This window comes from Lysinibacillus sp. JK80 (assembly GCF_027557635.1).
GTDB classification, from domain to species: domain Bacteria; phylum Bacillota; class Bacilli; order Bacillales_A; family Planococcaceae; genus Lysinibacillus; species Lysinibacillus capsici.
Map to the genome: position 1 here is coordinate 3,988,363 of NZ_CP058997.1, position 23,029 is coordinate 4,011,391.

The following is a 23,029-nucleotide window of genomic DNA, read 5'->3' on the forward strand; positions in this document are numbered from 1 at the left end:
GGTCAAGGAGGTGAGAACAATGGCTAACAATAACCGCAGTTCAAATAAACTTCTAGTACCTGGAGTACATGAGGCTGTCAATCAAATGAAATATGAAATTGCACAAGAGTTTGGCGTTCAGCTTGGGCCAGAAGCATCTTCTCGCGCAAATGGTTCCGTTGGAGGAGAGATTACAAAACGCCTTGTTGAAATCGCTGAAAAACGTTCAAAAGGTTTATTATAATTAAATACTAATAAGAAAAGAACGAATCCCATTTACATAATTGGAATTCGTTCTTTCGTGCTCTATAAAATTATGCTGTTTGCAATTCCTTCCCTGAGCTCTTAAGCGTTAGCATAACGATAAAGGAAATACAATACAGTGCTGCTAAGTAAATCATCACGACAGTCATATCGTAGCTTTGTAAAATAAAGCCTACAAAGATTGGTGAAAACCCACCTATAGCTCGTCCAAAGTTAAAAATGGTGTTTGTTGCTGTACTGCGAATTTGTACTGGATAAAAGCTACTAATTAATGCACCATACCCTGCAAACATTCCATTAGAGAAGAATCCTACAACCGCACCGCCTACTAATATCGCTACTGCACCTGTTGCAAACGAGTAAAAGAATACAGCACATGCAGAGGCTACTAAAAAGATCCCGAATGTTCGCTTTGCACCAAAACGATCCATAAATCTGCCAAACGTCAGCATTCCAATGATCATGCCAACTGCGGTACTAATTGTCCACAATGCTGAGCTTGAAACCGATAAACCTTGCGATTTCTGTAACATCGAAGGTAGCCAAATCATTAGACCATTATAGCCTGCAATTTGAACAGTAGCCATTAGAATTAGGGAGAGTGTTGTCATGGTGATACGAGGTGAAGCAAATAATTGTGCTAATTTCCCGTTCTCTTGCTTATTATTTTGTTGTTTCTGCGCTGCTAACCATTCTGGTGATTCATCAATATTTTTACGTACGATAAAGGCGAAAATAACTGGTAGTAATCCTACAAAGAATAATGCACGCCACCCTAAAGTTGGTAAAATAATAGCACTTAATAAAGCGGCTAAAATTACTCCATATTGTGCACCTACACTGACATAAGAGGATGCTCTGCCTTGTTTATTCTTTGGCCAAGCCTCCGCCACAAGCGCCATCCCAATACCATATTCTCCGCCAGCACCTAAACCAGCGATAAATCTATAAACATAAACTTGTTCAATACTTGTTGCTACTCCTGTTAAGGCCGTTCCGATGGCAAACAAAATAATCGTATACGTAAACACTTTTACTCGACCATATTTATCTGCTAATACACCGAAAATAATACCACCCAGTAGCATCCCAATATTCGTGATAGATGAAATCAATCCACCTGTTGCAAGATCAATATTAAATTCTGCAATAATCATTGTCATAGCAAAGGAAATAAACATAATGTCCATTCCTTCTAGCGTTAGCCCTGCCACTGAAGCAACCACGGTTTTTTTACGATAATCCATTCTTTTTAGCCTCCATTTTCTAGTTGTCGATCTCTTTTAGTGAATGGATTATAGCTGTCTTGTCCATTCTCTTTTGAAGCCTCACGGGACTTCCTTTAAAAGAGGAGTACGGAACAATAATAAAAGCCCTTCCGTCACAGAGGACAAAAGGGCATGACAAAGCAAAGATATTAGCTTAAAAATATCACATAGCCCTTTTCAGCCTCTCTGGACCGTATTAAAGGATTTATATATCGTTCATTTATACCGTTCTACATTCTATAAGATTACGGAAGAAAAAGCAATGGTCGAATAGTGGAAATTCAACACGGTATTTCTATAAAGTTTTGAGCAAACTGATAAATTAGATTGGCAGGTACAGCCAAATTAAGGTTTTGACCATCATCGAAGCCTGCTGTAATCAGACCAACCAATCGCCCATGCATATCCAATAAAGCACCACCTGAACTGCCATTTGATATAGCGGCTGTAAATTGAATCATAGACATTTGCCGAATATCACGAAAACCCGAAACAATCCCATCAGAAACTGAGTTAAACAATCCTAACGGACTGCCAATCGCCACAATTTTTTGCCCTCGAACTAATTGTCCATCCATTTTTACAGGTAAAGGATGGCTTATTCTGTCTACCTTCAAAATAGCCAAATCATGCATATCATGATATTTCACAAATTGATGGGTAATATACTCGTTGGTATCATTTTCATAGAGCACAGAATAATATTTTCCACCACCCACAACATGCAGATTTGTTAAAATATATCCATCTTGGTGGAGAATGACACCAGAGCCATAGCATAAAACCTTGTCATCCTCCCCGAAGGTCTTAATCATCACAACAGATGTGGCTAAGGAGGCTAATTGCTCATAGCTCCACTCCTCCGTCGCATTCGTTTTTTGAGCAGGAATGTTCAATTGTCTTGAAGTACTTTTAATAGGCAATGTTATTTCTTTTTCATAGAAATGTCGACACATATGTAAGGTAGATGACGCTTCTATTATAGGGTACAAATTGGCAATATCTCCTTTGGGATTCATGTAACAAATATCGCACCCCAGTGACGATAAGAAATATAAAAATAGTAATTCATGCTGCGTAATGTCACCTATAAAAATAATTTTGGGGGAAGTTGGATTTTCCTCCGAAAAAATTTGTGGTAAATAATAATCCATCCAATACAAAAATTTAACTGCAAAATTTTTTAACAACGTTTCATTAGGATAAGGCTGATTTTCTTTAAATAGTTGAATCATCTGTTTAAAGCTTAGCTTTTTTGTCCATTCAAGTTGATCACTCGCTAATTTACTGCACAAAGATAGCTTATACAGTAATTGCGGGTTTTCAGCAGTAGTCTGCCACATTCTCCAACTTTCCGACAATCTATCTACATCTTCCTTATTACGAATGACCTCAAGCTTATGCAGTCGTAAATAAAAAATGCTTTGCTTTGAGAAATACTCCTCCATTTTTAGAATCTCATCTTTATAAAAATCTACAGAATCAGGTATACCGATATATCGTAGAAAAACAACTTCCTTCGTAAGAGAATGTTTGTTGTGATTAATTTGCATAAACTCCTGAAAAGTATTTGCTGATTTATTGTATTTAATTTTTAACGGTCTAGTTGTCACAATCATCTTCATACAACTCCTATAAGCTCTTCATTACATATAATGGTACTTATATACAATTCTCTGATGTTTCTCTAAATCCTCTATTGATTGCAAACAAAAAAGCCCGACTCTATAAAGAATTGGACGTAGCTTTGGAATAAAGATTTAGAATAACAACTCCCAATGTTTTCTAGTTGTTCATTAGTATTCCATTAGTTGTTAATGCCACTCTAACATAATTAAAAACTAAAAAGATGTTTTATCCATTCAATTTAGTGGAATAGATTGAATGTGAACATATATAGGAGGGATCAATAATGACAGTCAAATTGACAGTAGAAAACGTAGTACAGGCGAAACAAGAAGTGGAGAAATTAGAAGCGCAAGGATATCTTCGAGATAACATTTACATCTTTGCGCACTATGAAGAACGTGAAGATGATATTAACGAAGCACTCGGGACAGAAGAAGCTGGCATTAGCGAGCAAGGGTTCCTGACTTCTATGAAGAACCTGGTGAATTCCCGTGGAGATGAACTCCGCAACAAGTTAGCTTCTGTCGGATTAAGTGAATCGGAAGCTGCTCAATTCGAGAAGGAACTGGATACAGGTAAATTGGTCATAGTTGCCAATGAGTAAAAACAAACCCGGGAATCCAATCCCGGGTTTGTTTCATTTTACACCTTCGTCTCTGTATTCAAGATAGCCTTTCAACTATTGTCAATGATCTGCTCGAGGAAATTTTCTTCTTCTTCATTAAAGAGTCTTCTTTAGCAATATGGTCCTATTCATAAAGAATGACACTTTTCCTTATTACGGAAAAGCACCCGATAATGGAATAACTAAATATGATTTCCATCAGATTATTATTTCTCCCAAATTAATACTGCACGTTCTAAAACTGAATACCAAGAATCCTTTCCTCCAGGAACCATCTCTTCTGAATCAAATTCCACATAATATACCGCATCGTTATTTCCACTTTCAGGTAGAACAAAGGTATCTTCTTGTCCAAGCCTCTTTTCATCATCAATCAGGTTTCTCGAAGGCGAATCAGCCACTGTTTTTGTATAATAAATAAAACTCACAATCTTTTTCTCTCCATCAATTTCAATTCCCATAGGAAACGTTCCGTGAACACCTGCACGGCTTTTGCCATAATATTGGGAAACCAACTGATGATCATTTTGTCTTTCGATTTTGATCAAATCTTCCGAATAAGAAATAACCGTTTCATAATAGAAAACAGACAAATAGGTCCCTAATAAAATAAGTGCCGTTATGAAAACCGAAGTAATGGAAATGATCACTTTTTTCTTACGCCATTTTTTACTGATCTCTTTAAATTGAAAAGCCTTATTTTCTGCCGGGATATAAAGTTCCTGTTTCATGGTTTCATATTCTTTTTGACATTTTTCACAATGCTGTAAATGTTCGTCTACCATTTCTTTTGTATCTTCACTAACTACCTCATCAACATACAGAGGTAAAACATCTTGAATAATTGTGCATTTAATCTCTTTCATAATTCATCGCCTCCATATACTCGATAATTTGTTTTCTCGCTCTGTAAAAGGTAACCCTTGCCCACCCTGCACTTTTTCCAAAAAGACGTCCTATCTTTTCAAAAGGTAATTCTCCAAAAGTACGTAATGAAAAGACCTCCTTATATGGCTCATTCATCGAGTGAAGAAACTGATGAACCATGAAGGCATCTTCTTCATTCATCAAATGCTTTACAATTTGCACTTCCATACTTGATTCTTCTACTGCACCTGAATCTACTTGTCGTTTCTTTCTTTTGTAGTGTGAGAAATATGTATTTTTCGCAATTGTAAAAAGCCATGCTCGAATATCCTTAGAACCATCAAATTTTTTTATTGCTTTTAATGCCTTAAAAAATGCTTCTTGTGTTATTTCCTCGGCTATGCGCTCATCGTGACTTAATGATAGGATATATAAATAAACTTCTTTAAAGTATTCCTGATAGATTTCCTCAAAGTCCACCTATTTTCACCCCTTTCACTTATATAACTCTTAGAATTTAATTACGTTACAAAAATATGTTATTTTCGATTACCAATCTACAAATGATTCAGGGGCAATATTGTTATTTTCACAAACATAAAAACAAGAGCCCCCTAGCATCTGACAAAACCTCAATAGCGACAAATTGAAAGGAGCAAAGAAAGGGAAATCTCATCCCAAAATCTTTGCTCCTATTTCTACTGTTATTTACTTGACTTTATTGGTAGTTCCATCATTTCATTGTCATTCAATATTGTTTGATTCAAAGTTGTCCAGTAATACACGCACTTCATCCGTTGATTTTGTGTTCATCAATTGACTTCTTAATTCACCAGCTCCTCTGAATCCTTTGACATAAATTTTGAAGAAGCGATGAAGTCCTGTGATGGAACGTGGTAGTTCTTCCGCGTATTGATCTTGAAGATCGAGCTGCAGTCTTAAAAGATTAAGATACTCTTTACTGCTATGCTCTTTTGGCTCTTTTTCAAAAGCAAAAGGATTTTTAAAAATACCTCGTCCAATCATCACGCCATCAATCCCGTATTGTTCAGCTAGTTGGAGTCCCGTTTGACGGTCAGGAATATCTCCATTGATCGTCAGTAGCGTATTAGGTGCAATACGGTCACGAAGTTTTTTGATTTCCGGAATAAGCTCCCAATGCGCATCTACTAGGCTCATTTCCTTTCTTGTTCGTAGATGAATCGAAAGGTTCGCAATATCCTGCTTTAATATATGCGTTAGCCAATCCTCCCACTCATTTACATCCTTGTAGCCAAGCCGTGTTTTCACGCTAACAGGCAGTCCGCCCGCTTTTGCTGCTTGAATTAATTCTGCGGCCACATCTGGTCGGAGAATAAGGCCACTCCCCTTCCCTCTTGATGCTACATTCGGTACAGGGCAGCCCATGTTAATATCAATGCCTTTAAAACCTAGCTCTGCCATCCCAATACTCATTTCACGGAAATATTCGGGATTATCTCCCCAAATATGTGCCACCATTGGCTGCTCATCTTCTGTAAAGAGCAAACGACCGTGCACACTTTTCTTTCCCTCTGGATGACAGTAGCTATCCGAATTTGTAAACTCAGTAAAAAACACATCTGGTCGACCTGCTTCACTTACAACGTGACGAAACACAACATCTGTCACATCTTCCATCGGTGCCAATACAAAAAATGGTCGTGGTAAATCACGCCAAAAATTATCTATCATGTTAATTCCAAATCCTCTCACTATGGATAAAACTCCATGCTCTCAGTTAAAAATTATAAAGTCAAATGTTACATTTATCTCATTAGCTAATGTAAAAATCAACAATGTTTATTTTAACGAAAATCAGTCCTAAATGGTATTTTAACAAACAAAAAAGTAGATGGTATAGATTGTTTCTACCTCATCTACTTTATTATACCTAATTTTCATTTTTATATTTTTTCGAATGGATCCATTTGTGAGGTGGATTTAAACAAAATAGATAATATGACTGCAATACTATCGGGTGGAACTCAAATATTTACTTTCTATATTTGAGCTCTGCCGTTATCTTCTTGCATCTGTTTATTATACTGTACCTCTGGTTTCTCTGGTTTTTTCGACCAATAGGTAGCGAGAATCGGACCAGAAATATTATGCCAAACAGCCCCAAGTACACTAGGTAGGGCCGCTAAGGGACCGAAGTGGGCAGTGGCTAACGCTACACCCAGACCAGAGTTCTGCATTCCAACTTCAATTGAAATAGCTCTTCGATTGCTTTCATCAAGGCCTAATACACGGGCTGTTATATAACCAAATAACAATCCGAATGCGTTATGAAGCACTACAGCTGCAAAAATAATGGAGCCTGCCGAAGCGATGGTATCGACATTACCAGCAACAACAGCAGATACAATAATCATAATAGCAACTACTGAAATAAGAGGAATCACATTAATACTTTTTTCTACGATTTGAGGAACAACTCTTCTGATAATAATCCCTAGGATAATAGGGATAATAATTACTTGAATAATTGAAGTAAACATTGCTATTGGATCAACTGGCATCCATTTACCTGCAAGTAATAATAGGATGATTGGTGTGGCAATTGGAGCTAATAATGTCGAAAAGGATGTCATTGTGATGGACAAAGGTACATTTCCTTTAGCTAAATACACCATGACGTTTGAAGCAGTTCCACCAGGTACAGATCCAAGAAGGACTAGCCCTGCAGCTAATTCTGCTGGCAAGTTCATTATATAAGCAATTAAAAAAGTGGAAAGTGGCATGATAACATATTGAGCACATACACCAATAATGACTGGTACTGGATTCGTGATAACCAATTTAAAATCAACTGCTTTTAACGTCAGACCCATGCCAAACATAACAATGCCTAGCAAAATCGTGATATACCCGCCAAATATTAAAAAGGGTTCTGGAGCTATAAAGGCAATAACAGCAATACAAATAACCCATATAGCAAAGTATTTTCCAGCAATCGTACTAATCGCTTCTAAAATTTTCATATTTCCACTCCCTATATTTTTATTTTCAATATTTTATTCGGATTGAAAAGTGTGTCAGGGTCAAGTGCTTGTTTAATCTTTTCCATCACTAGAAGTGCTTTACCGTGTTCTTTCTCTTGATATTTCTGCTTACCAATGCCCACACCATGTTCTCCTGTGCAAGTTCCTCCTCGTTCCAGTGCATACATCACAATCAACTCATTTAATTCATCAGCTTTCTTTATTTCCTTTGGATCATTCATATCAATCATTAATAGTACATGGAAATTTCCATCACCAACATGTCCAACAACCCCACCTGTAAGCGCTAACATATCAAGTGCTTCTCTTGCATGTTCAATAGCACCTGCTAACTCGGATATCGGTAAGCAAACATCGGTTACCATTAGTTTTTTTCCTGGATGTCCATGGACATAGGCGTAAGCTAAATTATGGCGAGCTTCCCATAGTTGATTTCGGGCTGCATTATCCATCTCAAATTCAATATTTTTGCAATTATGAGCCGCTACAATCTCTTTCATAAATTCTACATCCTGCCTTAAGCCAGCCTCATTTCCCTCAAATTCCAAAAATAAGGTTGGTTGTTCTTCATAAGCTGTTTGACTATACAAGTTCACTTGTTTCATTGAAGGTTCATCTACAAGTTCAACTCTTGCAATGGGAATTGCCGCTTGTAGAATACTCACAACACCTTCCACAGCATCATTCACTGTTTCGAAGGACGCTCTAGCAGCCATGACACATTCAGGAATACCATAAACTCTTAACGTCAACTCAGTAAAACAACCAAGTGTTCCCTCTGACCCAACAAATAGACCGTTTAAATGATAGCCCGATGAAGATTTTTCTGCTAAATTCCCTGTATGAATCACTGTTCCATCTGACAGAACAACCTCTAAATCTCGAACTTGATCGCGCATAGTTCCATATTTAACAGATGTTGTCCCACTAGCATTTGTTGCGGCCATTCCTCCAATTGTCGCATCTGCTCCTGGGTCTACGGAGAAAAATAATCCATATTTCTTCAACTCTTTATTCAATTGAGAACGTGTCACCCCTGGTTGAACTTTCACAAGAAAGTCCTTCTCTCTAACTTCTACTATTTTGTTCATGAGTGAAAAATCAATTGTTATCCCATGATTATAAGGAATCACATGTCCTTCTAAGCTTGTTCCTCTTCCAAATGGCACTATTGGTACTTTGTATTGATTTGCTATGTTCATTATCTTACTCACTTCTTCTGTCTTTGTCGGAAATACCACAATATCGGGTAGACAGGCACTATGATAGGATTCATCACTGCTATGCTGTTCTAAAATCGTTTGATTGATTGTCACTTCAATTTCTGGAAGAACACTTCGTAGGGCCATCACTAATTCTTCATTTGTAGTAATCATTTTTTCCTTCCCCTTTTGCTCTCATAGTATTTGGATGGTTTAATTAATAATTTTATATGTCATACCAATTTTCTATATTCTTAAAATTGGTCCAACCTTTTTACATTGTACTAAATATTCAGAAAATATCAACTATTATTTTTTTTCGTAAATTGATAAACATGCTGTATTTCTGTATGATTAAAGCGTTTATAGTACTATGTATTTAAGGTGGTGAGATAGGTAATGCCTCAACCAAAGAAAAAAGCGTATCAAGTAATTGTTGATCAAATAAAGGAATATTTTTTAAATGGTGAATTACAGCCTGGGGATAAACTCCCGACAGAAAGAGAATTAGCAAGTCGTTTTAATGTCAGTCGAACATCGGTAAGAGAGGCACTTCGAAAGCTTGAAATAAAGGGATTTATTGAAATTAAACAAGGCAGTGGTAGCTTTATTAAAACAGCAGAGTCCCATACTTTAGGTGAAGAACTTTCCTCTACAATTATTAATACTGAAAAAAAATTAATTTATGAAATGTTGGAGCTTCGCCAAGCACTTGAAGTGGAGTGTGCCTTTTTAGCTTCACGACGAGCTACTTCTGTAGACTTAGAACGAATTAGCCAAGCATTAGACATGATGGATCAAGGTAAAAATGATGTAGAATTAGGAATTCAAGCAGACCTAAGTTTCCATCATAATATTGTACTCGCTTCACATAACTCTATATTTTTACAATTATTTCAAACCCTTAGTGAGCATATGCAAGACACAATCCGAGCTACCCGCAGACAACGCTTGGAAGATTCGGAACGAATGCAAGAGACTATTGATGAACATAAAAAAATTTACTTAGCCATCGCCTCTGGAGATGCGAACCAAGCTAAGCAACTCATGGAAAACCATATCACGCAAATAAGACGAGAATTGACAGAGTCACTTTTAAGTCATATTGGAGAAAAAAACAATTAAAACTAGAGATACACAATTATATATAGTTTATAAGTGATGAGATGTTCTGAATGGTTTTTGTCAGTGGGAATTGGCTCAATTAGTGAATGTTACAGATGGAAGAAATTACATCGAAAAAAACTCGGATTCGTATTTGATCGAATCCGAGTTTTTATTGATTTTAACTAAATTCCGTCCTAAAACGGTAATTTTTATATTGTATAGATGAGTTTAGTAATGTGTTACACATTTAACTTAAGCCATGCCACGGCTTCACAATGTGTGGAGTGCGGGAACATATCCACTGGCTGGATTTCCTGCGTTTGATAGCCGCCATCCTCTAAAATGCGAAGATCGCGTGCTAGTGTGGCTGGGTTACAGGATACGTAGACCACTCGTTTTGGTCGTTGCTCTAGAATAGTAGTTAGCAGTGCTTCATCGCAGCCTTTGCGCGGTGGATCAACTACTAGTACGTCTGCTTCCTTGCCTTCTTTATACCATCTTGGGATAACTTCCTCTGCTGGGCCTGCCTCAAAATAAGTATTTGTAAAACCATTAAGCAGTGCGTTGCGTTTGGCATCTTCAATCGCTTGTGGGACAATTTCCACGCCCATGACAGCCTTTGCTTTTTGAGCAAGGAATAAAGAAATCGTACCAATTCCACAATACGCATCAATGACACGTTCATCTCCCTGTAAGTCAGCATAATCTAGTGCTTGCTTGTAGAGGACCTCTGTTTGCTCTGGGTTGACTTGATAGAAAGAACGAGCAGAGATTTCAAAACGTACATTACCGATAGTATCAATAATAACGTCTTTACCCCAAAGGTTGATTGTGTCATCACCAAAAATAACATTGGTTTTCTCACTATTCACATTTTGCATAATTGATGTAACGTTTGGCACTAGCTTTTGGATTACTGCAATAGCTGCCTCTTTTTGTGGGAACTTTTTCTTTTTCGTTACAAGGACAACCATGACTTCTCCTGTTGCTCGTGCTTTACGGATAACGACATGACGCAACATGCCTTCATGTGTATGCTCATTGTAAGAGCGAACACCTAACGTTGCTAATTCCTTTTTCAAGCCTGCAAGAATAGCATCTGCTTCTCCTGTTTGAATTAAACAGCGATCCATATCCACAATGCTATGCGTTTTTGTTTTATAAAAGCCTGCAATCGCTTGTCCTGCTTCATTTTCAGAGAAAGGAATTTGTGCTTTATTACGGTAGTGCCAAGGTTCTTTCATACCTTTTACTGGGTGAACAGGTGCATGAATTTTACCAATCCGCTGCATCACATTGCGCACCATATTTTCTTTCCATTTTAGCTGCCCCTCATAGGATAAATGCTGTAATTGACAGCCGCCACACTGCTTGAAGTAATCACATGGAGCTTCAACACGGTCTGGAGATGGCTTGATAATATCTATTACCTTTGCAAAGCCATAGTTTTTTAATGTTTTTAACACATGGATTTCGGCCGTTTCGTTTGGCAGTGCGCCTTGTATGAATAGTGGATAACCTTCAACCTTTGCGACACCATTGCCATCATGCGTTAGATCTTCTATATAAACTGAAAGTCGTTCATTTTTTTTCACGGGTGCTGACATTCGTACATCCTCCATTTCAATCTCCTTATTGTAGCATGTGTTGGCGAATGAAAAAAGAACAAGACTTGGCTGTTGCGCGTCTCTGCTAATTAACTTGAAAAAAGAGTCGCTATTCGCGACTCTTTTCCTGCTCTTTTGTAATATGATAATCCCTTGGTGCCCACCAAAATGCACACAAGATCCCAAGAATGACGACAATAAAAGGTGCATAAAAAATTAAAAAACTTTGCATATGTGCTTTCCTCCTATGCGTGATTGTCTTCTTTTCCTGTCACATATTTTTTATTGAATAAGAATAGTTTCATCAATAAATAAAGTGAAGGAAGAAGAAGACACAGTCCTAAAATAAATGCGATAACTAAAGCGATCGCCATTTGTGTGCTTGTAAAGCTATCGTAAATGGTTAAATACGGATACAGTAGGTATGGATATTGAGCAATTCCATAAGCAAAGAAGGCTACGGCAAATTGAGCAATCAGGAGCCCAACTGCAAGTCCGTACTTTTTACGCATGGCAATGAGTACGACTGTGACAATAAATAAGACAGCTGAAATCGCAAACATCCACCATAAATTTACCATATGACTGTAGCTCTCTGGGTTGATGGATTTCATTTCATACATAATGCCAAGCGCACTAATCATTAGCGGTGCTGCCCACACAAGAGCATATTTTCTCATTAGTTTCGTTGCTTCGCTATCATTTGCTTTATGCGCGTACCATGTTAAAAATACGGCAGAAATATACAATACCGCAGCGATACTTAGTACCACAATGCTCCAAGCAAATGGACTTGTATATAAAGTCCAGTAGTTCAGCACAGGCTGCCCATCAATTACATCAACATAGCCTCCACCAGCAATGGCAAAGACAACGGATAAAGAAGCGGGAATTAATAAACCTGCTACACCATATGTCAGTGTATATCCGATATGGCCTCGTGTACCATACGATTCAAAGGCATAGTAGGAGCCTCGAATTGCCAATAGTACAAGCGAAATACTAACGGGCACAAGTAAAATCGTTCCGTAATAAAAAGCGGTTTGCGGGAAAAAACCTACGATTCCTACAAAGAAGAATACTAAAAAGACATTGGTAACTTCCCAAACAGGCGATAAATAACGTTTAATAATATTTGTTAAAATATGATTTTTTCCAATAAGTAGGCTGTATGCATTAAAGAAGCCAGCACCAAAATCGATTGATGCGACTATGACATAGCCAAATAGGAATATCCATAATACTGAAATACCTAAAATCTCTAACGTCATAGGATGTCACCGCCTTTTTCAGAGTGGCGATCTTCAATCTCGCGTTCGATTGGGTTCTTTTTAAACATTCTTACCAATACGACAATACTTCCCACTGCTAATACTGCATAGACTCCTGCGAATAAAAGCAGCATTAAATCCACATGGTCGCTCGTCGTAGCTCCCTCAGGTGTACGCATTAGTCCATAAAGTATCCATGGTTGACGTCCAACTTCGGCAAGCCACCAACCTGCTTCAATCGCGATAATTGATAGTGGTCCTCCCGCTACGATAATCCATCTATACCATCGTGTATGAATAAACTGCCAGCCCCGTGCTTTCCCTACAACATAAAGTAATGAAACTAGCATCATAAACATACCAATGGAAACCATGATATCAAAGAGATAGTGAATATAGAGTGGTGGTAGATCCTCTTCCTCAAATTGATCTAAGCCGATTACCTCTGCATTAGGATTAAAATGTGCAAGAATGCTTAAAGCATACGGAATTTTGATAGCATATTTAACTTCTTCTCCATCTAAGACACCAAATAATACAAGAGACGCCTTACCTTCTGTTTCAAAATGCCATTCTGCTGCTGCTAGTTTTTCGGGTTGATATTCAGCTAAGTATTTTCCTGAAAAATCTCCAATCACAACGGCTGCTATGGAGAAAATCAAGCCAATTTTCATTAGTAAAAGTAGTGATTTTTTATGGTATACATGCTTCGAGCCTTTTAACATTCTAAATCCTGCAATAGCTGCTAGCACAAATGCCGATGTCATGTACGCTGTCACAAGTACATGTGCAACCTTCGTTGGCATGGCGGGGTTAAACATTGCAAGAAAAGGTTGAATATTAACAAGTTCTCCGTCTACGATATCAAATCCTCTTGGTGCGTTCATAAAAGCATTAACGATTGTGATAAAGACTGCCGACATCGATGCTCCGACAGCAACAGGGATTAACAGAAGCATATGCTTTTTCTGACTATCAAAGCGATCCCAAGTATATAAATAGATGCCCAAGAATATCGCCTCAAAGAAAAATGCAAACGTTTCCATAAAAAGTGGTAACGCAATTGTTTGACCAGCGAGTTGCATAAAATTAGGCCACAATAATGATAGTTGTAAGCCGATTGCGGTTCCAGTTACCACGCCGACTGCTACAGTAATGACAAAACCACGGGCCCAACGTCTTGCCATTAAGATATAATGTTCATCATTCTTTTTATACCCAGTCCATTGAGCAATCATAATCATTAACGGGACACCCACACCAATTGTTGCATAAATAATATGGAACGATAATGTTAACTCCGTTAATGCTCGGCTCCAATAGACCGCTGATTCATTAATCATCTCATTGCCCCCTTAACTTCCAAATATTCTTCCAAGAATAGAAAGTAGCATAATGATTGCAACACCAAAGCTTAGCCATATAAGCTTCTTTTCTTGTGACTTATACAAAGGCAACACTTCCTTTCCCTTATCCATACCCCCATTTTCCACTATTCCAACGAAAAAAACCTTAATAACGGACCGAAACTTCAGTCTATTATTAAGGTTTCAAATTTTGTTCAAGTAATATACGCACATTTGCCAAACATTTTTCTAATTTCATTCACATTCTTACTTCTAAAGCTTAGTTTATGGGATTTAGCCAGTTTTATTCTAATGATGGAATTTTAATTTGGAGCGGCCTCTCCTTCTTTGAGAGCACTTCAAGCAATCAAAAAAATACAAAATAAAGCTCATCCACAATAAAATCGGATGAGCTTTTCGGGTTCATTAAATACGGTCTTCCTCTCGAATATCTGCGAGTGGAACAAAGATTTCGATGTGACGCTTTAGGTTTTCAAATGTAGCAGGAGCGTCTCCGCCATATTCGCCATCGAGGTTAAGGTGGACCTCATTTTCTGTAGTAACTTTGACAACGCTAGCTTTTTTGTAGATGACACGATCATCATTTAAATGTTCGCCTCTTAGTGCCATGGCTGCTAGTTGAATAAATTCAGGAAGACTTACCTTCTTTAGCACTATTAAAGTAAAGTAACCATCATTAATGCTTGCATCAGGAGCTAGTTTTTCAAAGCCGCCTACTGAATTCGTTAACCCACATAGGAACATCATAGCGTCGCCATCAAATACTTCGCCATCATATTCAATGCGCATATGTGAGGCTTTGATGGATGGAATCATCTCAACTGCCTTTACATAATAGGCTAACTGACCAAGCATTGTTTTCATTTTGCTTGGTACTTCGTATGTTAGCTCTGTAATACGTCCGCCAGCAGCAATATTGATGAAATAGCGTTCGCCATTTAAGAGACCAACATCCACTGGCAATGTGTCGCCTTGAATAATAATGTCTACTGCCTCTTCAATATTTCGAGGGATATGCACGGCACGGGCAAAATCATTTGTAGTGCCCATTGGAATTAGACCAACTTTCGGACGGTTTTCAAATGGACTTACACCTGAAACAACTTCATTTAATGTGCCATCTCCACCAACTGCGATGATGATATCAAAACCGCGTTCTACCGCATTTTTTGCTGCAAGCGTTGCATCGCCTTCACATGTTGTTGCGTGACAGGATGTCTCATAGCCTGCTACCTCTAGTTTTTCCAACACCTCTGGTAGATGTTTCTTAAACACTTCGCGTCCAGATGTAGGATTATAAATGATTCTTGCTCGTTTCATAACATACCTTCCTGCTTCATAAGATTCTACTTCATTCAACGATTTGTACGTTGAAATGTTGCAATACTCTTGTTATTTTTGTAATGCTTCTGTTACTTGCTTCTTAAAGTCCTCATAAACAAATGTCCAATATGTTTGATTGGAGATATTTTCTTCACGAATTTCTGCATAAAGAGCCTTTTGTGCCTCTTCAAATGTTGGATCTTCTTTATCTGGTAAGCTTGCTCGTTTCGTTACGACGAACTCTTGTAATTCTGGTGCGCGTGGTCCCCATTTTCCAATCACTTCTCCAGCATCATCTAATAAGAGATAAATTGGAATTGCACGACCACCGTTTGTTAAATAACGATCAATTAGTTCTGTATCAGCATCACGGAAAACGGTACGCATATCTAATCCTGCCACTTCAGCAATACGGCGAATAATTGGATTATTTAACATTGCGTCTCCGCACCAATCCTCTGTAATCGTTAAAATTTTAGGTTGTTTTTCTTTTAATAACTCAATAAAATCCTCGTTTGTTGGTACTTCAAAGCCATCATAAATACGAAAGCTTTCTTCTTTTAACGTCGTCATGTTCTCCATATATTGCTGTATTGATATAGCTTCATTAAAATACTGTTGTTCTGTTTTCATTGGCTCGTCCCCCTTATTACTGTCTATTCTATATTTTGCTATGAATACTCTTTTTAAACAACTATTAAGTTTCGCAAAATGCAAATTTGTTACATTTTTGAAAATTAATAGCCGAGGGAGCAATGAAGCTCTCTCGGCTATTATGTTACAACGAGTATTATCGTTTGGCAATTTCTTGTTGTAATAATTTATTAACCATTGGTGGGTTAGCTTGACCTTTTGTTGCCTTCATAATTTGACCAACTAAGAAGCCAATCGCACGGTCTTTACCATTTTTGAAGTCCTCGATAGATTGAGCATTGTTATCTAAAACTTCTGTTACGATTGCTAGTAATGCACCTTCATCAGAAATTTGCACTAAGCCTTTTGCTTTCACAATATCTTGTGCAGATCCGCCATTTTCTACCAATTCAGCAAATACTTTTTTACCGATCTTAGAAGAAATTGTACCGTCTGTGATTAATTTCACCATTTCAGCAAGGTTTTCTGGTGTTAATGCAGTATCTTTTAGATCTTTTTGCTCTGCGTTTAAATAAGCAGAAACATCTCCCATTAACCAGTTAGCAGAAAGCTTAGCATCTGCCCCATTTGCTACCATTGCCTCAAAGAAGTCTGAGATCTCTTTAGAGATAACAAGAACTCCAGCATCATAAGGTGTTAAGCCTAGTTCTTCAACATAGCGTTTTTTACGAGCATCTGGAAGCTCAGGAATTTCAGATTTCACACGCTCTAACCATGCATCATCAATTGAAAGACGAACTAAGTCTGGCTCTGGGAAGTAACGGTAATCGTCTGTTCCCTCTTTAACACGCATTAAAATTGTTTTACCTGTTTTTTCATCAAAACGACGTGTTTCTTGCTCAATCACACCACCAGATAATAATACATCTGCTTGACGTAATTCTTCATGCTCTAAACCACGACGAACATAGTTGAAGGAGTTCAGGTTTTTAAGCTCTGTTTTTGTACCAAATTCTTCTTGACCATAAGGGCGAATAGAAATATTGGCATCACAACGTAATGAGCCTTCTTCCATCTTACAATCAGATACGTCAGTATATTGAATAATCGATTTTAATTTTTCGAGATATGCATATGCTTCGTTTGGTGTACGAATATCTGGCTCAGAAACGATTTCAACAAGCGGTGTTCCTTGACGGTTAAAGTCAACTAGTGAATGGTCACCAGCATGTGAAAGCTTACCAGCATCTTCTTCCATATGAAGACGTGTGATACCGATACGTTTTGTATAGCCATCTACTTCAATATCAATCCAACCATTTTTACCGATTGGCTTATCGAATTGTGAAATTTGATAAGCTTTCGGATTATCTGGATAGAAGTAGTTTTTACGGTCAAACTTTGTTTCTTGTTCGATTTCCATATTGAGTGCAAGCGCTGCACGCATAGCGAAATCTACTACATTTTTGTTCAGGACTGGTAGGACCCCAGGATAGCCTAAATCGATTACTGTTGTATTTGTATTTGGTTCAGCACCAAAGTGAGCTGGTGCTGGTGAGAAGATTTTTGAGTTAGTCTTCAACTCAACGTGTACTTCTAAACCAATGACTGTTTCAAAGTTCATGTTATTTTCCCTCCCACATTTGAGGAACTTCTTTATGGAACTCAGTTGCTTGTTCAAAAGCATGAGCCACACGGTAAATAGTTGCTTCATCGAAATATTTACCAATTATTTGTAAACCTAATGGTAGGCCGTTTTCAAAGCCACAAGGAATTGAAATCGCTGGTACACCTGCTAAGTTCATCGGGATTGTTAAAATATCATTTGCATACATTGTCATTGGATCATCAACATTTTCACCAATCTTGAATGCTGGTGTTGGAGCTGTTGGTCCAATGATAACATCAAAGTCTTCAAATACTTTATCGTAGTCTGCTTTGATCAATGTACGTGCTTGTTGTGCTTTTTTGTAGTACGCATCATACGTACCTGCACTTAGTGAATAAGTACCTAGCATGATACGTCGTTTTACTTCATCACCAAAGCCTTGTGCACGTGTTTCTTTATAAAGGTCCATTAAATTTGTAACGTTTTCTGCACGGAAACCATAGCGGATACCATCAAAACGAGATAAGTTAGAAGACGCTTCAGATGAAGAAAGGATATAGTACGCAGCTAGTGCATATTTCGAGTGAGGAAGTGATACCTCTTCTACAGTAGCACCTAAGCCTTTTAATACCTCTAATGCCGCAAGCACTGATTGACGAGCTGCTTCACCAACTCCTTCACCAAGGAATTCTTTTGGCACAGCGATACGTAAGCCCTTAACATCACCAGTAAGAGCTGCAGCGTAATTTGGCACCTCAACATTCGCAGAAGTCGAATCATTTGGATCTAACCCAGCGATAGCTTCTAGTAATAGCGCATTATCTTCAACATTGCGAGTAATTGGTCCAATTTGATCTAGAGAAGATGCGAATGCAACGAGACCAAAACGAGATACACGACCATATGTAGGTTTCATCCCTACAACACCACAGTAAGCTGCAGGTTGACGGATTGAACCACCTGTATCTGATCCAAGAGAGAATGGTACTTCACCAGCTGCTACAGCTGCTGCAGATGCACCTGAAGAACCTCCTGGTACGTGGTTTAAGTTCCATGGATTTTTTGTTGTTTTATAGTATGAGTTTTCGTTTGAAGAACCCATTGCAAATTCGTCCATATTTAATTTACCAACTGTAATCATGCCAGCTTCACGTAGCTTGTTGACAACAGTTGCATCATAGATTGGCATAAAGCCTTCTAGAATTTTAGAGGCACATGTTGTTTCTAAGCCTTCTGTTACGATGTTGTCTTTCACACCGATCGGTAGACCGAATAATGGTCCACGCTTTTCAAATGGTACTTTATCCATTTCAGCAGCTTGAGCAGTTGCTTTTTCTTCGTTTGAAGCAAGGAATGCTTGTACATCGCCATCAAGCTTTGCAATACGCTCGTATGCTTCTTTCGTTAAGTCAGCGATTGATAAGTTACCCGCTTTAATTTCTGCTTGTAACTCCTTAGCTGAACGTTCAAATAGCGTCATGAGGAATCCTCCTATGTTTTAGTATTACATGATAGCTGGTACTTTTACTTGACCATCTTCTTGTTCTTTTACGTTTAACATCATTACTTCGCGGTCTAAACCTTTTACTGCTACGTCTTCACGCATTACATTCACTAATGGTAAAACGTGCGTTGTTGGTTCAACATTTGTTGTATCCAGTTCATTTAACTGCTCCGCAAAGTCTGTAATTTTACCAAGCTGTTCAGCAAATTTCTCTGCTTCTTCTTCTGTAATTGCAAGACGTGCTAAATTTGCCACGTGCTTTACTTCTTCTTTTGTTAATTTAGCCATTTTTCACACCTCCGAATACTTGTTCAATTCATTGTTTTTATTGATAACAATAGGGTTGAATAAAGTTAACCATGCCAATAATCATAACATTTTTCATTTTAAAAATCACAACTTTCACTAAAAATATAGAAACTTTCACTACTATAACAAAGTGTTGTCTCTATCATCCTGTTGTGTTCCTCTATTTCAATCCATTACCATAAAAAATATAGTCAGCACAAAGGCTGACTATATTAATCATAAACATGCACGTAAGGGTCCTTGTCATTGGCCTTTTTGATGATTAATGCCTCAGGACCATTCACTGAAGTAACACTTACTTCCACATGAATATTATCAAATTGATTGATTAAAATCCCTGTTAAATATTGCGTAAATCCTATTATCTCTGCTTTGCCGAAAAATTGGATTGGGATTTCAATCGAAAGGTTTTGTATTTGTTTATTACGATAGAAACCAGTTCCGATCACACTTGTATAGTTAGAAAAATATTTATCAACATCTTGTTTGAAGTTCTTGAAGTTATTGTTGACATCTCGGTATACATCTTGTGAATCATCTGTTGGGAACAAGACGTAATTTTCATCTATACCTTCCCAATCAGCGATGCTGTTCTGCCCAGCTTTTGCTACACCATAGCTAAAGTATGTCCCTGGAATAATTTGATTACGGGCTTGTTGCTTAAACAGACCGACCACAATCGGTACATCCTTTAACTCTTCACGTGAACGTAAACGAGAAACGATTTCAGCAGCCATTTTTTTGCCCTGCTCAATAAGAGTAGACTCTGAAATTGGTTCCTCGTAATATTCGCCATACTGTTCTTTTTGATAGTAATAGATAGAATTTAAGGCAAGACCGATTGAAATCCCACCTAGTTTCACTTTATTATCCTTCGTTTTTGTTAAGTAGTTTTGCTCTACAATATGGGATAAATAAACTGGAGCCTTTGTTGCTCGCTCCTCAGGTGTCATTGTGTCTGTTGTCGGTGGATTTAATCCATCCTCTGTTTGTGAACTACGAGCAAGCCAAGAGCTTACTGTACTTTCAGCTAAATATTGACCTTCTTGGAAGTAGTAGTTTTCTGTGTCGAACTCATTTTGAGATAAACGCATTAAACCTGATTCAACTTCCTTCATATCATATTTCGTATAAATGTTAGATACCACTAGACCTCTACTTGCACTCTCTTTATAAGGGATAAGCGTCTTATAATAAGATTCATCAATTTGTATGCTTGGGATAATTGTTGTTTCAGCTTTTTCTTTCTGTTGCGTTTCCTGTGTAAGCTCTGTCTCCTTCTTGTCAGAAGGCACACAGCCGACTAGCATTGCAGCAGCTACGATTGCTGGAATGAGTCGAAAAGACTTCATTATTTAGTGCTCCTTTACTAATAGTCAATTTTAGGTCGACGAAACTACTCGACGCCTTGTTGTAACGGTTGTGCACTCAACATTGCCTCCTATTCATAAAAGGGAGGATATTATGCACTTATTAAATGAGATTAAGTTGTTCAATTAAGTTATCTTCAGTCCAAACTTCGATACCCAATTGCTCAGCCTTTGTTAGTTTAGAGCCTGCATCCGCACCTGCGATCACTAGATCTGTTTTTTTGCTGACACTACCCGTGACTGTACCACCTAACTCTTCTATTTTCGCTTTTGCTTCGTTGCGTGTCAATTGCTCAAGTTTACCAGTTAAGACAATTGTTTTACCTGCAAAAGGACTATCACCTATCGCTACTTCTACTTTTTTACCTTTGTATGTCATATTCACGCCTGCATCAGCAAGACGCTTAATGACTGCTCGTGCATCTTCATTTGAGAAATACTCCACTAACGATGAAGCCATTTTATCTCCAATTTCATAAATTGCTACAAGCTGCTCCTCTGTCGCAGCCATCACTGCTTCCATTGAACCAAATTCCTCTGATACGATTTTGGCTGCTTTTTCACCAACATGACGAATTCCTAGTCCAATTAATAAACGCTCCATCGAATTTTCCTTCGATGCTTGAATGGCATTTACTAAATTAGTTGCTGATTTTTCGCCCATACGCTCCAATTCCACAAGCTGCTCTGCCGTTAAATGATACAGGTCAGAAACATCATGTATTAAATCTGCACGTAATAATTGCTCCACTACTTTATCCCCAAGACCGTCAATATTCATCGCGTTTCGAGAAACAAAATATTTTATGCTTTCTGCAATTTGCGCAAAGCAGGCAGGATTTACACAGCGCAGGGCAACTTCGCCTTCAATCCGAATCAATTCACTATCACAAACAGGGCAATTTTTTGGCATGACAAAAGGGACTGAATCTTCAGGACGTTGTTCTATTAGCACACCCACAACTTGAGGAATAATGTCACCAGCTTTTCGAATAATAACTGTATCGCCAAGACGAATATCCTTATCTCGAATTAAATCTTCATTGTGTAAAGAAGCACGTTGAACCGTCGTTCCTGCTACTTGTACGGGAGTTAAAATCGCCGTAGGAGTAACAACACCTGTACGACCTACTGTTAAATCAATATCAAGTAACGTTGTAACAACTTCCTCTGCGGGAAATTTGTAGGCAATCGCCCAGCGTGGACTCTTTGCTGTATAACCTAGTTCATCTTGCTGAGCATAACGGTCAACTTTAATAACAATTCCGTCAATCTCGTAAGCTAATTTTGGACGATTTTCTGTCCAATGTTCTATAAAGGCCATTACCTCTTCAATAGTAGAGCATCGTTGGCGTTCTTTATTGGAAGGGAAGCCTAAGCCTTCTAAATAATCAAGCATTTCTGCATGACCGTCGATACCATATACTTCACCGTCTCCGCCAATGGCATAGATAAACGTTGATAATTGGCGACTGGCCGCAATTTTAGGGTCTAACTGACGTAATGAGCCAGCAGCAGCATTCCGTGGATTAGCAAACAACTCCTCACCATTGTCTGCACGTTGGGCATTTAAGTTTTCAAAGGATTTTTTTGGCATATACGCCTCACCACGTACTTCAATCGTAATGGGTTCCTTTAAACGAAGGGGAATCGCACGGATTGTCTTTAAATTGGCGGTAATATCTTCTCCTACCACACCATCTCCTCTTGTAGCCCCTTGTACAAACATGCCATTTTCATATTTTAATGAAATAGCTAAACCATCTATTTTCAGCTCACATACATATGAAAATTGATCTCCGATAGCCTGACGCACTTTACGATCGAATTCTCGTAAATCCGCTTCATGAAAAGCATTTGAAAGACTAAGCATTGGGTAATCATGCGTCACTTTTTTAAAACCTTCTACCACAGCTCCACCAACACGCTGCGTAGGAGAATCGGGGTAAATAAGGGATGGGTTCGCTTCTTCTAATGCAATCAGTTCCTGTAATAGCTGGTCATAGACACTGTCTGCTACGACAGGTTTATCTAACACATAATAGGCATAACCATATTCATGCAGTAATTTATTTAACTCCGCTATACGCTGTTCTATTTCGTTCATT

The 23,029-nt window shown here is 38.1% G+C and carries 21 protein-coding genes; 3 read left to right on the forward strand and 18 right to left on the reverse strand.

The features are described 5' to 3' along the window. The first annotated feature begins 19 nt into the window (after nt 1–19). Nucleotides 20–223, forward strand: coding sequence for an alpha/beta-type small acid-soluble spore protein (locus HXV90_RS20055; protein ID WP_004225662.1), 204 nt, complete (start codon nt 20–22; stop codon nt 221–223). Between the two features lie 70 nt (nt 224–293). Here the strand turns inward: HXV90_RS20055 and HXV90_RS20060 are convergent, their stop codons facing one another. Together HXV90_RS20060 and HXV90_RS20065 are read right to left on the reverse strand one after the other, a co-directional pair. Then, nucleotides 294–1,490: an MFS transporter gene (locus tag HXV90_RS20060; protein ID WP_004225665.1), complete on the reverse strand. Its 1,197-nt coding sequence runs from the start codon at nt 1,488–1,490 to the stop codon at nt 294–296. A gap of 302 nt (nt 1,491–1,792) precedes the next feature. Continuing rightward, nucleotides 1,793–3,130, reverse strand: a complete 1,338-nt coding sequence (locus HXV90_RS20065) for a trypsin-like peptidase domain-containing protein (RefSeq protein WP_269897880.1) — start codon at nt 3,128–3,130, stop codon at nt 1,793–1,795. A 293-nt stretch (nt 3,131–3,423) separates the two neighbouring features. Between HXV90_RS20065 and HXV90_RS20070 the strand changes: the two genes are divergently transcribed. After that, entirely contained in the window at nt 3,424–3,744 is a 321-nt protein-coding gene (locus HXV90_RS20070; RefSeq protein WP_269897881.1) for a YflT domain-containing protein, read from the forward strand. Between the two features lie 227 nt (nt 3,745–3,971). Here the strand turns inward: HXV90_RS20070 and HXV90_RS20075 are convergent, their stop codons facing one another. The 5 genes from HXV90_RS20075 to HXV90_RS20095 form a co-directional block, all read right to left on the reverse strand. Further along, a complete protein-coding gene (locus HXV90_RS20075) occupies nt 3,972–4,631 on the reverse strand; it encodes a zf-HC2 domain-containing protein (protein WP_269897882.1) in 660 nt (219 codons plus the stop codon). Continuing rightward, complete coding sequence (locus tag HXV90_RS20080; RefSeq protein ID WP_054548990.1) at nt 4,618–5,112, reverse strand: RNA polymerase sigma factor; 495 nt, start codon at nt 5,110–5,112, stop codon at nt 4,618–4,620. The genes HXV90_RS20075 and HXV90_RS20080 overlap by 14 nt, the downstream gene beginning before the upstream one ends. A gap of 264 nt (nt 5,113–5,376) precedes the next feature. Beyond that, nucleotides 5,377–6,345, reverse strand: coding sequence for a tRNA dihydrouridine synthase (locus tag HXV90_RS20085; RefSeq protein ID WP_048394862.1), 969 nt, complete (start codon nt 6,343–6,345; stop codon nt 5,377–5,379). A 308-nt stretch (nt 6,346–6,653) separates the two neighbouring features. Beyond that, complete coding sequence (locus HXV90_RS20090; RefSeq protein WP_269897883.1) at nt 6,654–7,637, reverse strand: bile acid:sodium symporter family protein; 984 nt, start codon at nt 7,635–7,637, stop codon at nt 6,654–6,656. Nucleotides 7,638–7,648: 11 nt separating this feature from the next. Next, complete coding sequence (locus HXV90_RS20095) at nt 7,649–9,034, reverse strand: FAD-binding oxidoreductase (protein WP_112116704.1); 1,386 nt, start codon at nt 9,032–9,034, stop codon at nt 7,649–7,651. A gap of 225 nt (nt 9,035–9,259) precedes the next feature. On the opposite strand from HXV90_RS20095, the gene HXV90_RS20100 reads away from it, so the two are divergent. Next, nucleotides 9,260–9,985 carry a FadR/GntR family transcriptional regulator gene (locus HXV90_RS20100; RefSeq protein WP_269897884.1) on the forward strand — a complete coding sequence of 242 codons (726 nt, stop codon included), beginning with the start codon at nt 9,260–9,262 and terminating at the stop codon, nt 9,983–9,985. 221 nt (nt 9,986–10,206) lie between these two features. On the opposite strand, the gene rlmD is transcribed toward HXV90_RS20100, so the two are convergent. The 11 genes from rlmD to ligA form a co-directional block, all read right to left on the reverse strand. Continuing rightward, entirely contained in the window at nt 10,207–11,574 is a 1,368-nt protein-coding gene (rlmD, locus tag HXV90_RS20105; protein WP_054549033.1) for a 23S rRNA (uracil(1939)-C(5))-methyltransferase RlmD, read from the reverse strand. Nucleotides 11,575–11,683: 109 nt separating this feature from the next. Further along, nucleotides 11,684–11,806 (reverse strand): cytochrome bd oxidase small subunit CydS family protein, encoded by a 123-nt coding sequence (gene cydS, locus HXV90_RS20110; protein WP_004225690.1) that lies wholly within the window; start codon nt 11,804–11,806, stop codon nt 11,684–11,686. Between the two features lie 13 nt (nt 11,807–11,819). Continuing rightward, nucleotides 11,820–12,845 (reverse strand): cytochrome d ubiquinol oxidase subunit II, encoded by a 1,026-nt coding sequence (locus HXV90_RS20115; RefSeq protein ID WP_004225693.1) that lies wholly within the window; start codon nt 12,843–12,845, stop codon nt 11,820–11,822. Further along, nucleotides 12,842–14,188 carry a cytochrome ubiquinol oxidase subunit I gene (locus HXV90_RS20120; protein WP_269897885.1) on the reverse strand — a complete coding sequence of 449 codons (1,347 nt, stop codon included), beginning with the start codon at nt 14,186–14,188 and terminating at the stop codon, nt 12,842–12,844. Before HXV90_RS20120 ends, HXV90_RS20115 begins: the two co-directional genes overlap by 4 nt. Nucleotides 14,189–14,617: 429 nt before the next feature. Next, a complete protein-coding gene (locus HXV90_RS20125) occupies nt 14,618–15,532 on the reverse strand; it encodes a diacylglycerol kinase (RefSeq protein ID WP_004225701.1) in 915 nt (304 codons plus the stop codon). Between the two features lie 72 nt (nt 15,533–15,604). Then, entirely contained in the window at nt 15,605–16,168 is a 564-nt protein-coding gene (locus tag HXV90_RS20130; RefSeq protein ID WP_269897886.1) for a thioredoxin family protein, read from the reverse strand. A gap of 157 nt (nt 16,169–16,325) precedes the next feature. Further along, a complete protein-coding gene (gatB, locus tag HXV90_RS20135; protein ID WP_048394874.1) occupies nt 16,326–17,753 on the reverse strand; it encodes an Asp-tRNA(Asn)/Glu-tRNA(Gln) amidotransferase subunit GatB in 1,428 nt (475 codons plus the stop codon). 1 nt (nt 17,754) lies between these two features. Then, on the reverse strand, nt 17,755–19,218 hold the full coding sequence (gatA, locus tag HXV90_RS20140) for an Asp-tRNA(Asn)/Glu-tRNA(Gln) amidotransferase subunit GatA (RefSeq protein WP_004225706.1): 1,464 nt from the start codon (nt 19,216–19,218) through the stop codon (nt 17,755–17,757). Nucleotides 19,219–19,242: 24 nt separating this feature from the next. Beyond that, entirely contained in the window at nt 19,243–19,530 is a 288-nt protein-coding gene (gene gatC / locus HXV90_RS20145; protein WP_004225708.1) for an Asp-tRNA(Asn)/Glu-tRNA(Gln) amidotransferase subunit GatC, read from the reverse strand. A 233-nt stretch (nt 19,531–19,763) separates the two neighbouring features. Then, nucleotides 19,764–20,903, reverse strand: coding sequence for a CamS family sex pheromone protein (locus HXV90_RS20150; RefSeq protein ID WP_048394876.1), 1,140 nt, complete (start codon nt 20,901–20,903; stop codon nt 19,764–19,766). Between the two features lie 121 nt (nt 20,904–21,024). Further along, nucleotides 21,025–23,028 (reverse strand): NAD-dependent DNA ligase LigA, encoded by a 2,004-nt coding sequence (gene ligA, locus HXV90_RS20155; RefSeq protein ID WP_269897887.1) that lies wholly within the window; start codon nt 23,026–23,028, stop codon nt 21,025–21,027. Between the last annotated feature and the right edge of the window lies 1 nt (nt 23,029).

Coding starts and splice junctions, on each gene's coding strand:
- HXV90_RS20055 (WP_004225662.1), top strand. CDS start 20: ATGGCTAACAATAACCGCAGTTCAAATAAACTTCTAGTACCTGGAGTA.
- HXV90_RS20060 (WP_004225665.1), bottom strand. CDS start 1,490: ATGGATTATCGTAAAAAAACCGTGGTTGCTTCAGTGGCAGGGCTAACG.
- HXV90_RS20065 (WP_269897880.1), bottom strand. CDS start 3,130: ATGATTGTGACAACTAGACCGTTAAAAATTAAATACAATAAATCAGCA.
- HXV90_RS20070 (WP_269897881.1), top strand. CDS start 3,424: ATGACAGTCAAATTGACAGTAGAAAACGTAGTACAGGCGAAACAAGAA.
- HXV90_RS20075 (WP_269897882.1), bottom strand. CDS start 4,631: ATGAAAGAGATTAAATGCACAATTATTCAAGATGTTTTACCTCTGTAT.
- HXV90_RS20085 (WP_048394862.1), bottom strand. CDS start 6,345: ATGATAGATAATTTTTGGCGTGATTTACCACGACCATTTTTTGTATTG.
- HXV90_RS20090 (WP_269897883.1), bottom strand. CDS start 7,637: ATGAAAATTTTAGAAGCGATTAGTACGATTGCTGGAAAATACTTTGCT.
- HXV90_RS20095 (WP_112116704.1), bottom strand. CDS start 9,034: ATGATTACTACAAATGAAGAATTAGTGATGGCCCTACGAAGTGTTCTT.
- HXV90_RS20100 (WP_269897884.1), top strand. CDS start 9,260: ATGCCTCAACCAAAGAAAAAAGCGTATCAAGTAATTGTTGATCAAATA.
- rlmD (WP_054549033.1), bottom strand. CDS start 11,574: ATGTCAGCACCCGTGAAAAAAAATGAACGACTTTCAGTTTATATAGAA.
- cydS (WP_004225690.1), bottom strand. CDS start 11,806: ATGCAAAGTTTTTTAATTTTTTATGCACCTTTTATTGTCGTCATTCTT.
- HXV90_RS20115 (WP_004225693.1), bottom strand. CDS start 12,845: ATGACGTTAGAGATTTTAGGTATTTCAGTATTATGGATATTCCTATTT.
- HXV90_RS20120 (WP_269897885.1), bottom strand. CDS start 14,188: ATGATTAATGAATCAGCGGTCTATTGGAGCCGAGCATTAACGGAGTTA.
- HXV90_RS20125 (WP_004225701.1), bottom strand. CDS start 15,532: ATGAAACGAGCAAGAATCATTTATAATCCTACATCTGGACGCGAAGTG.
- HXV90_RS20130 (WP_269897886.1), bottom strand. CDS start 16,168: ATGAAAACAGAACAACAGTATTTTAATGAAGCTATATCAATACAGCAA.
- gatB (WP_048394874.1), bottom strand. CDS start 17,753: ATGAACTTTGAAACAGTCATTGGTTTAGAAGTACACGTTGAGTTGAAG.
- gatA (WP_004225706.1), bottom strand. CDS start 19,218: ATGACGCTATTTGAACGTTCAGCTAAGGAGTTACAAGCAGAAATTAAA.
- gatC (WP_004225708.1), bottom strand. CDS start 19,530: ATGGCTAAATTAACAAAAGAAGAAGTAAAGCACGTGGCAAATTTAGCA.
- HXV90_RS20150 (WP_048394876.1), bottom strand. CDS start 20,903: ATGAAGTCTTTTCGACTCATTCCAGCAATCGTAGCTGCTGCAATGCTA.
- ligA (WP_269897887.1), bottom strand. CDS start 23,028: ATGAACGAAATAGAACAGCGTATAGCGGAGTTAAATAAATTACTGCAT.